Below are 13,231 nucleotides of genomic sequence, written 5' to 3'. Positions count from 1 at the left end.
CTGTGCGAACAGGGATGCCGCGATGAGTCGCACCGACGCCGTTGTTAGTAGGGGCCCGGTCTGGCTCACCCGGAATGTGTGGGTGCTCTCGCTGGTGTCACTGCTGCAAGACGCCGCGAGCGAATTGCTTTACCCGCTGCTGCCGATCTACTTGACGACCGTGTTGGGTGCGCCACCGTCGGTGGTCGGGGCGGTGGAAGGCGCCGCGGAGGGCGCCGCGTCGATCACCAAGCTGGTCTCGGGCCCACTCGGCGACCGCTTTTCCCGCCGGCCGCTGATCGCGACCGGATACGGGATGGCCGCGCTCGGCAAGGTCTTCGTCGCCGTCGCCAGCGCGTGGCCCGGCGTGTTGCTCGGACGGGTTGTCGACCGATTGGGCAAGGGACTGCGCGGTGCGCCACGCGATGCATTGCTGATCGACGGAATCGATGCGGCCCAGCGTGGCCGGGTGTTCGGGTTCCACCGCGCGTGGGACACGCTCGGCGCGGTCATCGGGCCGTTGCTCGGGCTGGCCGGATACGAACTGTTCGGACACCGGATCGGTCCGGTCCTGTATCTGGCGGTGATCCCCGCCGTGCTCAGCGTGCTGGTGATCGCCTGGGTCCGGGAACGACCGCGAGACGTGCGGCCAGTTACCGGTGTTCGGGTGTTCGCCGAGACCCGGTTGCTGCCCCGCCGGTACTGGGCGGTGATTTCCTTCCTGGTGGTGTTCAGCCTCGTCAACTTCCCCGACGCGCTACTTCTGTTGCGGCTCAAGGAGATCGGCTTCTCGGTGGTCGATGTCATCTTGGCCTACGTTGGCTACAACCTGGTCTACGCGGTGGCCAGCTTCCCGGCCGGGTGGCTGGCGGACCGTTTCGGTCGTCCGGTCGTCTACGCTGCCGGTCTGGTGTTCTTCGCGATCGGGTATATCGGTCTGGGCCTCACCACGGACGCGGCGACCGCCTCGGCCCTGATCGTCGCGTACGGGCTGTTCACTGCCTGCTATGACGGCGTCGCCAAGGCCTGGATATCGACGCTCGTTGGGGAAGCCCTGCAATCGAGCGCGCAAGGCGTATTTCAGGGGCTCAGCGGGTGCGCGGTGCTGGCGGCCGGACTGTGGGCCGGCTTCTTGTGGGGCGCCGACGGTCGGCTGCCGTTGCTGATCTCGGGTGGGGTCGGGGCGGCGTGCGCTGTTGTTCTGCTGGGCGCCCTGGCCGTTCGCCGCATCGGGCCGCCTTCCTGACGGCGTCTGACGCCAACCGCTTCCCTACCGTCGCCGGTGGTGACACGATGCAATTCATGAGAACGCACCTCGCCGCACCGTCGATGCTGCTGGCCATCGGTTTCGGGTTCGCAAATGCCTGCGGCGTCGCGCACGCCATTCCGCAGATGCCCCAGGTCCGTTACGAGGTCAATGGCCCGGCGGTCGCCCAGTTCATCTACTACCAAACCGACACCGGGCAGTTGCACCAGGTGAACGCGCCGCTGCCCTGGTCGACGGAGTTCACCGGGTTCGGCGGGCAGGTGTTCACGATCAGCGCGCAGGGCCCGGGTCCCATCTCCTGCAAGATTTTGATGGACGGCAACGTGGTCAGCGCCGCGACGGCGACGACGGGCGTTCCGGCGAGAACCGTCTGCACGCACTGATCCGGGTCTAGGCTCCGCAGTGTCAGCTCTTGATACCCCTTTCAACGGCGAAGGGAAGGCCACGTGAGCCTCGAGACCGGTATTGCGTCGCGACCGAATGGGACACCCCCGCCCGAACTACCGCTTGCCGATGTCCAACTCGAGTCGCTCGATTTCTGGGTGCGCAACGACGACCTGCGCGACGCGGCGTTCGCCACCTTGCGCCGGGAGGCCCCGATCTCGTTTTGGTCGCCGATTCAGTACGAGGGATTCGAGACCGGCAATGGATATTGGGCGCTGACCAGGCTCGACGATGTCCACTTCGCCAGCCGTCATCCCGACATCTTCAGCTCGGCCAGCGGCATCACGATCAACGACCAGACACCGGAATTGGCCGAGTATTTCGGCTCGATGATCGTGATGGACGATCCGCGACACCAGCGGCTGCGCTCGATCGTCAGCCGGGCGTTCACGCCGAAAGTCGTTGCCCGCATTGAGGCTTCGGTGAAGGCGCGGGCCCACCGTTTGGTCACCTCACTGACCGCCAACCATCCCGACGGCCAGGCCGACCTCGTCACCGAACTGGCGGGGCCACTGCCGTTGCAGGTCATCTGCGACATGATGGGCATCCCGGAAGAAGACCATCAGCGAATCTTCCACTGGACCAACGTGATTCTCGGGTTCGGCGACCCCGATCTGACATTGGACTTCGAAGAGTTCATGCAGGTGTCGATGGACATCGGCGCCTATGCGACCGCGATGGCCGACGACCGCCGCTCCAACCACCACGACGACCTGACCACGGCTCTGGTGGAAGCCGAGGTCGACGGTGACCGGCTTACCTCCCAGGAGATCGCGTCGTTCTTCATCCTGCTGGTGGTGGCGGGCAACGAAACCACCCGCAATGCGATCAGCCATGGCGTGCTGGCCTTGTCGAGCTTCCCCGAGCAACGGGAGAAGTGGTGGTCCGACTTCGAGGCCCTGACGCCCACCGCGGTCGAGGAGATCGTGCGGTGGGCCTCCCCGGTGATCTACATGCGCCGCACCCTGACCCGCGATTTCGAGTTGAGCGGCGTCAAGATGGCCGAAGGCGACAAGGTTGCGCTGTACTACAACTCGGCCAATCGCGACGAGTCCCGGTTCGACAATCCGTGGGCTTTCGATGTCGGGCGCAACCCCAATCCGCATCTGGGCTTCGGCGGCGGCGGCGCACATTTCTGCTTGGGCGCCAACCTGGCTCGTCGCGAGATCCGGGTCGTCTTCGACGAGCTGCGTCGCGAAATTCCCGACATCACCGTGACCGGCAAGCCGGCCCGGTTGCTGTCCCAATTCATTCACGGGATCAAGACTCTGCCGGTGTCCTGGACTACCCCGGGCTAGGGCTCCGGAGCCCCGCCGGAAGCCACAGCGCGCGCGATATCAGCAGCACCGCCCGGGATTACGCTGGCCGGATGACAGCCCCCGCGTTTCCCTCCCCCGAAGTGCTGGCCGCGCGCCAGAAACTCGTGCTCGACCACTTCCACGACGAGGTCCGCCAGGACTGGGACGACGTGCTGGCGACCTTCCCGCACCCCCACTACGAGCTGATCCCGCAGATGGTCGTCCACGACGGAAACGACGCGGTGCGTGGCTACTACAACTACACGCGCACCGCGTTCCCCGATCAGGACCACGAAATCATCGCGCTGCGGCACAGTGCCGATGCGGTGATCGTCGAGTTCTGGTTGATGGGCACCCATCGTGGTTTCCTCGGCAAGGTGCCGCCCACCGGCAGCCGCTTCCGGGTTCGCATGAACGCGTACTTCGTCTTCGACGACACCGAAACGCTTGTCTGCGAACGCATTTACTTCGACACGTTGACGATGGTCAAACAGCTCCTCGGCGGGCTGGACATGAAGAAGCCGGCGAACTGGCTACTGGCCGCACGCGTGGTGCGCGGCCTGTTGTCGATGTCTTCGGAGAAGCCGGACCCGGCGCTGACCAATACCGTGCCGCCGGCGTTCACCCGCTAGGACGGCCACCAGACGCCCAGCTGATCGGCGAGGTCGAGGAAGTCCGAGGCGTTGATGTCGAACTCGTCCGAATACTGCACGTCGGGATCGCCATCGACGCCGAACTCCAGCGGACGCGCGATGAACGCCGTGTGAAAGCCGAGTCCGGCCGCCGCGCGGAGGTCGTATTTATGGCTGGCCACCATCATGATCTCGGCGGGTTCCAGGCCCAGGTAGGTCGCGGCCATCCGGTAAATCGCCGGGTCCGGCTTGAAAACCCCCGCCATCTCGGCGGCGAAGATCGCGTCCCAGGGCAATCGTGCGCGCTTGGAGATATTGATGACGGCGGACACGTCGGCGTTCGACAGCGTCGCCAAGGTGAAGTCGCTCTTCAGCCAGGACAGCCCGGGTGCGACATCCGGCCAGGGCTCGAGTCGTTGCCAGGCCAGGGTGAGATCCTCGCGCTCGGCATCGGTGAAGCCGTCGATACCGCACTCGTCCAGCAGGGTGTCCAGCGCCGCGCGGTATACCGAGTGCACCGAAACCCATCCACTCTGGCGGCTGCGCGCGGCCTCGAGCGTGGCGAAGTAGCCGGCCCGCCAACGCCGGACCAGGTCGGGCCAATCGAGCTCCGGGCACCGTCCCGCGCTGATTCGTTGCGCCTCGTCGCACACGGTCGAATGAAAATCCGTCGCGGTGCCCTGCACGTCGAACAACAACGCCTTTACCACAAGCTTCATCATGCAACGGCTCGGCAGAAGGCGCGGTGGCCGGCCGCGCGGTTAGTTAAAATCATGGGTAACGAAAAGCTTGTTCCCCAATGTGCTGCGAGGTAGCCGTGTCCGACGAGGTCATCACCGAGCGCCACCCCGACAGCACGCAAGAGCCCGACTACCGGTTCACCATGGCCAACGAGCGCACCTTTTTGTCCTGGCAGCGCACCGCGCTGGGGCTGCTCGCGGCGGCGGTCGCCCTGGTGCAGCTCGTTCCGGAGATGACGGTGCCGGGTGCCCGCCGGCTGCTCGGCCTCGGCCTGGTGGTGCTCGCGATCCTCACGAGCGGGATGGGGCTGTTGCGCTGGCAGCAGGCCGATCATGCGATGCGCCGCGGCGACCCCCTGCCTCGTCATCCCTCGCCGGCTTACCTCGCGGTCGGGCTCAGCCTGGTCGGAGTCGTCGCGCTCGGGTTGGTCGTGCTCAAGGTCGTCTCGGGTTGACGGCGGCGCACGGCAATCCGGCCCGCGGGCTACAGGCCGAACGCACGACGCTCGCCTGGTCCCGGACATCGTTCGCGTTCCTGGCCAACGGCGTGTTGCTGGCCATCAAAGAAATCCACGGCGCACGGGGTTGGCTGCCGTTGATCCCGGCGGGTGTGGCTCTGCTTGCGGCGATGTGTACCTATCTGATCGCGTTCCGGCGCCAGGCGATCCTGCAGCGCCGACCGCTCCCGGCCGACATCAGCCCTCGTCGCGCCGTGTACGTCATCGGAATCGCCACGCTGCTGCTCATCGTCATGGCCACGGCCGCCCAGCTGGTGTAAGCGGTGTCCCCACCCTTTGCGTTCACCATGACCAAACGTGCTGTTTACCATAACTTTTCGCTGCACAGAGCTGCGGATGCGGCGTGGCTGAATACCTCCTTACAATCGGCGTGCCGCGTGGATCCAAATAAATGTATCGGGAGGCTTGAATGACGCCAGAAGGTTTGCCGGAGACGCCGCGCGGCGTCCGTCTTCGCAGGCAGGCAAACCTGGTCGCCGGCTTCGGCCTGGCCCTGCCGGTCGGCGCGGGCGCCCTGGGCGTTGGCTTGCTGAGCCGCAACCGTCGGCGCGGGCTGAACTTCTTCCGGTCCACCTGGCCCCAGATATTGCTCGCCACCAACGGCATTCGCTACCGCGTGATCGGCACCGAGAATTTGACGGCGCAGCGCCCGGCTGTCTTCCTCTACAACCACCGCAACGGAGTCGACCCGTTCATCGCCGCCGCACTGCTGCGCAACGACTGGATCAAAATCGCGAAGAAGGAACTCGCCAGCGACCCGATCATCGGCACGCTGCTCAAGTTGAACGACGGCGTCTTCCTCGACCGCGACGACCCCGCCGCCGCGGTGGAGACCCTGCACGAAGTCGAGGAACGCGCCAAGGACGGCCTGTCCATCCTGATCGCCCCGGAAGGCACCTCGCGCGACACCATGACCGGGGTGGGGCCGTTCAAGAAGGGGGCGTTCCGGATCGCGATGGCCGCGGGCATTCCGATCGTGCCGATCGTGATCCGCAACGCCGAAATCATCGCCGCCAAGAACTCGCTCAAGATTACCCCGGGCACAGTCGATGTCGCCGTGCTGCCGCCGATCCCGGTCGACGAGTGGACGCTGGAGACGTTGCCGGATCGCATTGCCGAGGTGCGTCAGCTCTATTTGGACACGCTCGCCGATTGGCCGACGGAAGTCCCCAAAGAAGCTGTCCCAGGCTGAGTTTCAGCGGCCGCTCAGAAACGCGACGATCCCCTGCGTGACGGCCGCGGCGTACTTCGCCCGCCCGTCCGCGCTTTCCATCAGCGCCGCTTCGTCCGGGTTTTTCATGTTGCCCAGTTCGACGAGCACCGCCGGGTACTGGGCCAGGTTCAGCCCGGCCAGGTCGGCGCGCCCATAGAGGCCATCCGATCCAGCGTAGGTAGATGGGTGAAAGCCCGCTTGCACCAGCGCGTCTCGCATCGTGTGGGCCAGTTGCACCGCCGGGCCGGCCTGGACGTCGTTGAGCGGCGGGGCCGAGTAGTTGACGTGAAATCCGCTGCCGGAGGCGGGACCGCCGTCGGCGTGGATGCTCACGATCGCATTGGGGTGCATCGCGTTCGCCTGCGCGGCGCGCTGGTCGACACACGGGCCCACGGAGCTGTCGTTGTCGCGGGACAGCGCGGTATTCACCCCGAGTTGCCGCAGCGCGTCATTGATCAGGCCGACGACGGCCCAATTGAACGCATGCTCCGGATAACCGCCGTTCGTCGCGGTGCCCGACGTTTGACACGCTTTGGTGCCGCCGCGGCCATTCGGAACTTGCTCATTGATCGAAGCGTCGTTCACGGCGTTGTGGCCCGCGTCGAGGAAGACCGATGAGCCGGCCAGCCCGGCTGAGGCGCGCGGGGCAACGAGCGTTGTCACACCGAGCATTGCCGGGGCCACACCGGCAACTTTCAAGACATCGCGTCTAGAAACGGATTTCAGCCGGGCGAGCCCTCGATGCGCAGGCGGATCGCTCACCGCGCGATGGTAACAATCCGCTGTATCCTCAAGATCAAGCCGATTGATTTGTAAAGGCACGACATCGGGACCGGCCAGCAGTCCTTCGGTATTGACCGGGGATATCAGGCCGTATAGACCACTACCGAACTTCTGCGTGTCGCTTTTGTGGTCCTTGGCAACGGTGGTGAACTGGTCTTGGAACTCAAAGGTTTGGGATGGGCACCGATGGGCACTTATTTCGGCATGATTGCCGGTCACATCATTCGATTCATCAAACCCACCGCGATAGCGGCCGTGGGTCTTGGTAGCAGTTTCCTTGTCTCCCCTACTCCGTCGGCACTGGCCGAGCCGTGTCCCGACGCCCAAGTGGTGTTCGCGCGCGGCACGGGCGAACCGGAAGGCATCGGCCCGACCGGGCAGGCCTTCGTCGATAGTCTGCGCGCGCGTGAAGCCGGAAAGTCCGTCGACGTCTACGCCGTCAACTACCCTGCCAGCAACGAGTGGCAGACCGGCCTTGACGGAATCAGGGATGCCGGCGCTCATGTCGTGTCGATGGCGAGCAGTTGCCCGAAGACCAAGATGGTGCTCAGTGGATTCTCGCAGGGCGCGGCCGTGATGGGCTTTGTCACCTCGGCGCAGGTGCCCGACGGTGTCGACCCGGCAACCGTGCCCAAGCCCCTGGCACCCGAAATCGCCGACCACGTCGCGGCGGTGGTGCTCTTCGGCACGCCCAACACGCGGGCAATGAACTTCCTGGGCCAGCCGCCTCTGGTCATCGGCCCGATCTACCAGGCCAAGACGCTCAAGGTCTGTGCGACCGATGACCCGGTGTGCTCGGACGGCATGAACTTCGCCGCCCACGACACCTACGCCGACGGCGGCGCCTACATCGACAAGGGTGTGTCCTTCGCCGCCAGCCGACTCGACGACACCGCCAGCGGGCCAGCCATCGTGGTGCACGCGCCGACCGGTACCGGGTTCGGCAACTGACCGCCTGAACATACTAAAAAGTATGTTACGGTGACCGCATGTCTGCGGTGGCCGGCCGCCCGGTGCACGGAATCACCGACGAATTCGTCGCGCGGTTAGCGGCGCGCGCCGAGGAGGCCGAGCAGCTGCGCCGGCTGCCCTCGGCAACGGTCAGCGAGTTCAGGCACACAGAGTTGTTCCGGCTGCTGCTCCCGGCCCGGTTCGGTGGTATCCAGGCATCGTTTCCCGAAGTGCTGGAACCGATTCGGCTGATGGCACACGGCTGCGCGTCGAGCGCGTGGACGCTGGGGTTCTACGCGCTGCATAACTGGATGCTGTCGCTGTTCGACCCGCGGCTTCAGGAGGAAGTGTTCGCCTCGGGCCCGGTGCTGGCACCGGCTCCGTTGGCCCCGACCGGGCGTGGCACTCCGGTCGACGGCGGCGTGCGACTGACCGGCCGATGGTCATGGGCGACGGGTGCGATGGACGCCGATTGGGTGATCGTGGGTGCGCTGATCGAGCGCGACGACGGCATCGTCGCGGCGCTCGTGGTGCTGCCCGCCGACCAGGTCGAGGTCGACGACGTGTGGCACACCGCGGGCATGCGCGCGACCGGCTCCCACGATCTGATCGCGACCGACGTGTTCGTCCCCGAACACCGCATCGCCAGCGTGGCCGACATCTATGGCGGCACAGCCCCGGGCGCGCACGCGCACGGGGCGGCTACCTACCGGTGGCCGCTGGTGCCCGCGCTCGCCTTGGTGGCGTCGATGCCCGTGCTCGGCACCGCCGAACGGGTGACCGAGCTGTTCGCCGAACGGCTGAGCGGCCGCGTGCTGGCGTATAGCGGTGTGGCGCAAAAGGATCAGCCTGCCGCGCAGATCAGGCTCGGCGATGCGACCGCGCGGCTGCGCGCGCTGCGGGCGCTGGTGGCCGAGACTGCCGCGACCATCGACGAGCTCGTGGTCAGCGGTGCACGCGTGCGTCGGTCGGTGCGGGCGAATGCCCGGCTGGCCGCGGCGTACACCGTGCACGAGTGCCGGGCGATCATCGCCGATCTGCTGGAGGCCGCCGGCGCGAGCGCTCACTTCTTGTCCAGCCCGTTGCAGCGCGCCAAGCGCGACGTGGACATTGCCGCGGGCCATGTCGTATTCGACTACGACGTGAGCCGGGAGTTGGCCGGGGCGTTGGCGATTGGCGCCACGATCTCGCCGATCGCGATGGTGTGACTACTTCGCGTCGGCCAGCATCAGATCCAGGAAGCGTTCGTGCTGAGCCAGCTTCTGCGCCTGGCCGGGCGAGGCGGTGAGGTGCAGCAGTCCGATGCCCGCCGCGAAGGTCAGCTCGGCGCGCAGCTTGGCGTCCTCGTGACTGAATCCGCATTCGCCATAGGCCTTTGTGACGGCGCGAAGCAGGCGACGATCGGCGTCGCGAATGTTCGCGGCGGCGGTCTGATCGGTGCGGGCCCACTCCCGCATCGCGCGTTCGAGCATCCAGTGTTGCGGCCTGACCAAGGAAATCATCAAGGCGGACAAGCGTTCCCGGGGCGGCAGCGTGTCGATCTCGGCCAAGATTTGCCGATCCTCCTCGCGGAACGCATTCCACGAGTCGACGAGTGCGCCGCGGTAGCCGTCCATGTCCTCGAAGTGCCAGTAGAAGCTCCCGCGGGTGGCGCCGACTTGTTGGCACAGGCGTTCGATCTTGAGGGCTCGCGCTCCCTCCTCGGCGAGCAAGGTGTAGCCGGCCTGCAACCAGTCGTCGGCTGACAGGCGCGTCGACGGGGGCTTGCGCGCGGCCACGTCGTGCAACGTTACGGGCAAAATGGGCCGCATCGTTAGACTTGTGAAAAATTAGTCATCGATGGGCAGCGCAGGCAGCCGCGCGGTGTCGTCGAGGTCGACGTCGAGCGCATTGAGCATCAGCGCGAGGCCCGCGTACCTGCTGATAATCATCAGCACTTCCACGGTGGCCTCCGGTCCCAGGGCCTTCTGCACGCTTTCGAAAAGCGATGCCTGCACGGCGCGCGTACTGACAAGTTCGGTTGTCAGCCGTAAGACCGCGAGCTCGGTCCCCTCGAAATAGCCCGTTTCCCAATTGGACTCGGTGGTGACCGCATTGATCTCGTCGGCGCTGACGCCGCCGTCGCGCGCGACGTCCCGGTGTTGGCCGAGTTCGTAGGCGCAGTCCATCAGGTAGGCGGTACGCAGCGTCACCAATTCGCGCAGCCGCCGCGACAATACCGGACTCGTCAGGCCACCACGGCCGGCCATCATCCAGCCGGTGTACACGTTCTCGGCATTGGCCATCGTTCGGTAGACGTTGAGATTGCCGCGCTCCAAAGTCAATTCGCGCGCTTGCGCGTTCATGTCTTCGGGCCGCAGGTACGGGATTCGCGTCATTCGATCTCCAAGTCAACCGCGTTGAGCACCAGCGCCAGCCCGTAATAGCAGCCGACGAGGGTGAGCAATTCGGTCAGCGCCGCGTCGCCGAACACGGCCTGGGCCGCGGCGAAGGACTCGTCGCGCAGGTGGTGGGTGGTGCACAACTCGGTGACGACGTCGAGCGCCGTGCGCTCGTCGGCGCTGAAGCCGGCGTCGTCGAGGTCGCCGGTGGCCAGCGCCTCGAGCTGGTGCTCGGTCAGCCCGGCGGCGCGGCCCAGCGGCAGATGCTGGGCGAGTTCGTAGGCGCAGCGCTGCAGGTTGGCCACACGCAGGACGATCACCTCGCGCATGCGTGCGCTGAAGGTCGGACTGGCGTACAGCTCGTCCATCTGTTGTGTCCATCCGGGAAATACGTTGGGCGCGTTGGCGAGTAGCCGGAAGACATTGAGGTTGCCGCGACGGGCCGCCCACTCGCGGGTTGACTCGGGCTGCTGGTCGAGGTCGGCTAACGGGAGACGTGTCATGGTTTCACTGTGCCGCGAGGGTGAACGTCCAGTCCAGGGTGACGAAAGGTTCGTCGACTTTCGTTCCGTCCGGCGCGACGCCGGGTTCGTGACGCACGAAGTCGGCCTTCAGCGACTCCTGCGCCGAGAACACGGCATCGCAATCGATGTAGGGGTCGTCTTTGAGGAAGAGCTGCGTGATCAGCGGCTGGTAGCCGTCGGCGTGAAACCAGAAGTGCACGTGTTGGGGTCGCATCACGGATCGATTGGCGGCCCGCAGGATTTCCCCGCACGGGCCGTCGGTGGGCACCGGGTAGTAGCGCGGCGTGATCGAGCGATACCAGAATTTGCCGTCGTGATCCGTGGTCAGCAGCGCGCGCATGGCGAACTCGCCGTGCAACGGCTCGGTCATCTGCACGTCGTAGAACCCGGTGCCGTCGCTGTGCCAGGTGTCCACCTGCGCGCCGGCGATCGGCCTGCCCTGTTCGTCGACGACCCGGCCGGTCATGAACATCGGTGTGCCCGCAACACCATTGGCGATGTCGGCGCCATTGGGCGCGGTCGGACGGTCTTTGACATAGAACGGGCCCAGTAGCGCCGAGTCGGTGGACGATCCGCCGGTCTGCTCGTTGATCTTGTCCAACAGCATCGACAGACCGAGGATGTCGGACAGCAGCACCACCTCCTGGCGGGTGGGGCTGGAGATCTTGCCCAGCCGTTCGATGAAGTCCATCGCGGTAAACCACTCGTCGCCGGTCAGCCGCACCTCGCGGGCGAAGTCGTGCAGATGCTGGACCAGGCTTCGGAAAACTTGGCGGAAGCGTTCGTCGGTGGCGGTGTCGAAGCTCTTCAACACTTCGTCGGTGATGGTTTGTTCGGTCAAATCCGTTGCCATTGTGGTTGCCTCTCTTGGGGATTGATCACGACGCGGCCCGGGGTGTGGCTGGCGACCGCGTTGTAGGCTGCTGTGCTTTCGTCGAGGGAGTAGCGGGCGGTGATCGGCAGTGGGCGCAACTCGCCGGATTCGAAGTAGGGCCGTAGCTCTTGCAGAATGCGCGCGCAGTCGACGACGCTGAGTTTGCCACTGTCGACGCCGAGGATACGGGTTTCGTTGCGGTACAACGCTCTTAGGTCGATGTCGACTGTTGGCGAGCCGACGGCGCTGATGACCACCAGCCGGCCGCGGTGCGCGAGCGAGGCCAGCGCGGCTTGTGTGGTGATGCCGCCGACCGCGTCGTAGACGACGTCGACACCCTTGCCGTTGGTGAGTCGTTTGATTTCGGCGGCGACGTCGGTGTCGAGGGCGGCGAACTCGTCGATGACTGTGGCGGCGGGGGTTTGCGGGTCGGGTTTGCGACGGCCCACGCCAATCACCCGGGCGCCGAGGGAGTGCGCGATCTGCGCGACGGCACCGCCGACTCCCCCGGATACGCCGAAGATCGCGATCGTTTCGCCGGCTCGCAGCTGGGCCGTCTCGACGGTGCCGGACCAGGCGGTGACGAAGTTGACCCCAACGGCGGCGGCCTCGTCGAAGCTCAGCTTTTCCGGCTTGCGCGCCAGCGCTTCGATGGGCACCGTGATGAACTCGGCGTGTGAGCCGTCGCGGGTGAACCCGACGTCCCCGCCGGTGCCCCAGACTTCGGCACCCTCCCATTCGGGCGGGCCGGCGACGACCTCCCCGGCGAAGTCGCGTCCCGGCGTGCGCGGCAGCACCGTCCAGTCCATCAGGCCGGCAACGTTTTTCACATCGGAGGGGTTGATCGAGGCGGCCTCGACGCGGATCACCGCTTCCTGCTTTGTTGCTTTCGGGGCAGGCAGCTCGGCGACATGCAGGACGGTGGGGTCACCGAAAGTGTCGAAGCGCAACGCTCGCATGGGCTGTCCCTCCGTTGAGGTGATGTCACTTTAGCTGTCGAGTTGGGTTGCCGTACCGGGCTCGTCAGCTGCGGGTCCGGCCGGGAATGGGCCCCTTGCCCTGACCGCCGCGCGGCTCACGGTTAGCCGGGCGTCGGGTGGGGGCATTCGCGTTGTCGCGCGACGCGGGGCGTCGGTGCGGATCCCAGTGCGGCTGCGTTGAGGGCGCCTGCTGCTCAATGGCAACGCGGTCGCTTTCCAGTACGCCGGAGCGGGCGGACGCCGGTACGGGGTGCACATCAGCGACAAGACGACCAGCCGCGCCAGGTTCTTTCGAGTCATCATGTCCTCCCATCAACTGGTTTCAGAGAACACCCGATGACTCATCGTGTCCAACGCTGAAAATCGATCAAGATAATCGCTGTTCGCGATAGATTGCCGGGATGGAGTTGCGACAACTGGAGTACTTCGTTGCGGTGGCGGCGGAGCTGAACTTCTCCCGGGCGGCGCAGCGGATCCATGTCGTGCAGTCGGCGCTGTCAGCGTCGGTGGCCAGGCTGGAAAAGGAACTCGGTGTCGAGTTGTTCGACCGGTCCATTGGTAGTCAGGGGCGCGGTGGCTGCAGAGCAGACCCGTTTCCCCATCCCCCTTTCAATCCGTGCGTGCGGTTTTCCCGCACACGGCTTACC

At 65.8% G+C, this 13,231-nt stretch carries 16 protein-coding genes and 1 pseudogene; 10 read left to right on the top strand and 7 right to left on the bottom strand.

The window, feature by feature from the left end; translation table 11 throughout:
- The first annotated feature begins 22 nt into the window (after nt 1-22).
- From AAHS21_RS24415 to AAHS21_RS24400, 4 genes are all read left to right on the top strand, one after another.
- Nucleotides 23-1,225, top strand: a complete 1,203-nt coding sequence (locus AAHS21_RS24415) for an MFS transporter (protein WP_342930122.1) — start codon at nt 23-25, stop codon at nt 1,223-1,225.
- A gap of 56 nt (nt 1,226-1,281) precedes the next feature.
- On the top strand, nt 1,282-1,629 hold the full coding sequence (locus AAHS21_RS24410; RefSeq protein ID WP_342930121.1) for an MmpS family transport accessory protein: 348 nt from the start codon (nt 1,282-1,284) through the stop codon (nt 1,627-1,629).
- Between the two features lie 63 nt (nt 1,630-1,692).
- On the top strand, nt 1,693-2,988 hold the full coding sequence (locus AAHS21_RS24405) for a cytochrome P450 (protein WP_342930120.1): 1,296 nt from the start codon (nt 1,693-1,695) through the stop codon (nt 2,986-2,988).
- A gap of 71 nt (nt 2,989-3,059) precedes the next feature.
- The gene (locus AAHS21_RS24400) at nt 3,060-3,620 is read left to right on the top strand and encodes an ester cyclase (protein ID WP_342930119.1); all 561 of its coding nucleotides are present in this window, start codon (nt 3,060-3,062) and stop codon (nt 3,618-3,620) included.
- Here the strand turns inward: AAHS21_RS24400 and AAHS21_RS24395 are convergent.
- A complete protein-coding gene (locus AAHS21_RS24395; protein ID WP_342930118.1) occupies nt 3,617-4,342 on the bottom strand; it encodes a haloacid dehalogenase type II in 726 nt (241 codons plus the stop codon). The two genes, AAHS21_RS24400 and AAHS21_RS24395, sit on opposite strands and share 4 nt — an antisense overlap.
- A 161-nt stretch (nt 4,343-4,503) precedes the next feature.
- On the opposite strand from AAHS21_RS24395, the gene AAHS21_RS24390 reads away from it, so the two are divergent.
- The 3 genes and pseudogenes from AAHS21_RS24390 to AAHS21_RS24380 all read left to right on the top strand — a co-directional run.
- Nucleotides 4,504-4,815, top strand: a complete 312-nt coding sequence (locus AAHS21_RS24390; protein ID WP_342930247.1) for a DUF202 domain-containing protein — start codon at nt 4,504-4,506, stop codon at nt 4,813-4,815.
- Entirely contained in the window at nt 4,812-5,138 is a 327-nt protein-coding gene (locus tag AAHS21_RS24385; RefSeq protein ID WP_342930117.1) for a DUF202 domain-containing protein, read from the top strand. Before AAHS21_RS24390 ends, AAHS21_RS24385 begins: the two co-directional genes overlap by 4 nt.
- A 182-nt stretch (nt 5,139-5,320) precedes the next feature.
- Nucleotides 5,321-6,043, top strand: a pseudogene (locus AAHS21_RS24380) (lysophospholipid acyltransferase family protein); the annotation flags it as partial.
- A 30-nt stretch (nt 6,044-6,073) separates the two neighbouring features.
- Here the strand turns inward: AAHS21_RS24380 and AAHS21_RS24375 are convergent.
- Nucleotides 6,074-6,817 carry an Rv3717 family N-acetylmuramoyl-L-alanine amidase gene (locus AAHS21_RS24375; RefSeq protein WP_342930246.1) on the bottom strand — a complete coding sequence of 248 codons (744 nt, stop codon included), beginning with the start codon at nt 6,815-6,817 and terminating at the stop codon, nt 6,074-6,076.
- A 243-nt stretch (nt 6,818-7,060) separates the two neighbouring features.
- Between AAHS21_RS24375 and AAHS21_RS24370 the strand changes: the two genes are divergently transcribed.
- Both AAHS21_RS24370 and AAHS21_RS24365 read left to right on the top strand, forming a co-directional pair.
- Nucleotides 7,061-7,825: a cutinase family protein gene (locus AAHS21_RS24370; protein WP_342930116.1), complete on the top strand. Its 765-nt coding sequence runs from the start codon at nt 7,061-7,063 to the stop codon at nt 7,823-7,825.
- Between the two features lie 38 nt (nt 7,826-7,863).
- Nucleotides 7,864-9,033 carry an acyl-CoA dehydrogenase gene (locus AAHS21_RS24365; protein WP_342930115.1) on the top strand — a complete coding sequence of 390 codons (1,170 nt, stop codon included), beginning with the start codon at nt 7,864-7,866 and terminating at the stop codon, nt 9,031-9,033.
- Here the strand turns inward: AAHS21_RS24365 and AAHS21_RS24360 are convergent, their stop codons facing one another.
- Genes AAHS21_RS24360 through AAHS21_RS24340 form a run of 5 tightly spaced genes read right to left on the bottom strand, consistent with a single transcriptional unit; the run spans nt 9,034 to nt 12,563 of the window.
- Nucleotides 9,034-9,603, bottom strand: a complete 570-nt coding sequence (locus AAHS21_RS24360) for a TetR/AcrR family transcriptional regulator (RefSeq protein ID WP_342930114.1) — start codon at nt 9,601-9,603, stop codon at nt 9,034-9,036.
- Between the two features lie 51 nt (nt 9,604-9,654).
- On the bottom strand, nt 9,655-10,203 hold the full coding sequence (locus tag AAHS21_RS24355; RefSeq protein WP_342930113.1) for a carboxymuconolactone decarboxylase family protein: 549 nt from the start codon (nt 10,201-10,203) through the stop codon (nt 9,655-9,657).
- Entirely contained in the window at nt 10,200-10,709 is a 510-nt protein-coding gene (locus AAHS21_RS24350) for a carboxymuconolactone decarboxylase family protein (RefSeq protein ID WP_342930112.1), read from the bottom strand. The genes AAHS21_RS24355 and AAHS21_RS24350 overlap by 4 nt, the downstream gene beginning before the upstream one ends.
- Before the next feature lie 4 nt (nt 10,710-10,713).
- A complete protein-coding gene (locus tag AAHS21_RS24345) occupies nt 10,714-11,583 on the bottom strand; it encodes a dioxygenase (RefSeq protein WP_342930111.1) in 870 nt (289 codons plus the stop codon).
- Complete coding sequence (locus AAHS21_RS24340; RefSeq protein WP_342930110.1) at nt 11,568-12,563, bottom strand: zinc-binding alcohol dehydrogenase family protein; 996 nt, start codon at nt 12,561-12,563, stop codon at nt 11,568-11,570. Before AAHS21_RS24340 ends, AAHS21_RS24345 begins: the two co-directional genes overlap by 16 nt.
- 422 nt (nt 12,564-12,985) lie before the next feature.
- Here AAHS21_RS24340 and AAHS21_RS24335 point away from each other — a divergent pair.
- Nucleotides 12,986-13,231: LysR family transcriptional regulator (locus tag AAHS21_RS24335; RefSeq protein ID WP_342930109.1), on the top strand; the 246-nt coding region annotated here is incomplete at its 3' end.

Source organism: Mycobacterium sp. 050272, assembly GCF_039023525.1.
In the GTDB taxonomy this organism is placed as follows: domain Bacteria; phylum Actinomycetota; class Actinomycetes; order Mycobacteriales; family Mycobacteriaceae; genus Mycobacterium.
The sequence above is the reverse complement of the archived record's forward strand: the minus strand, read 5'-3'. Positions and strand labels throughout refer to the sequence as shown.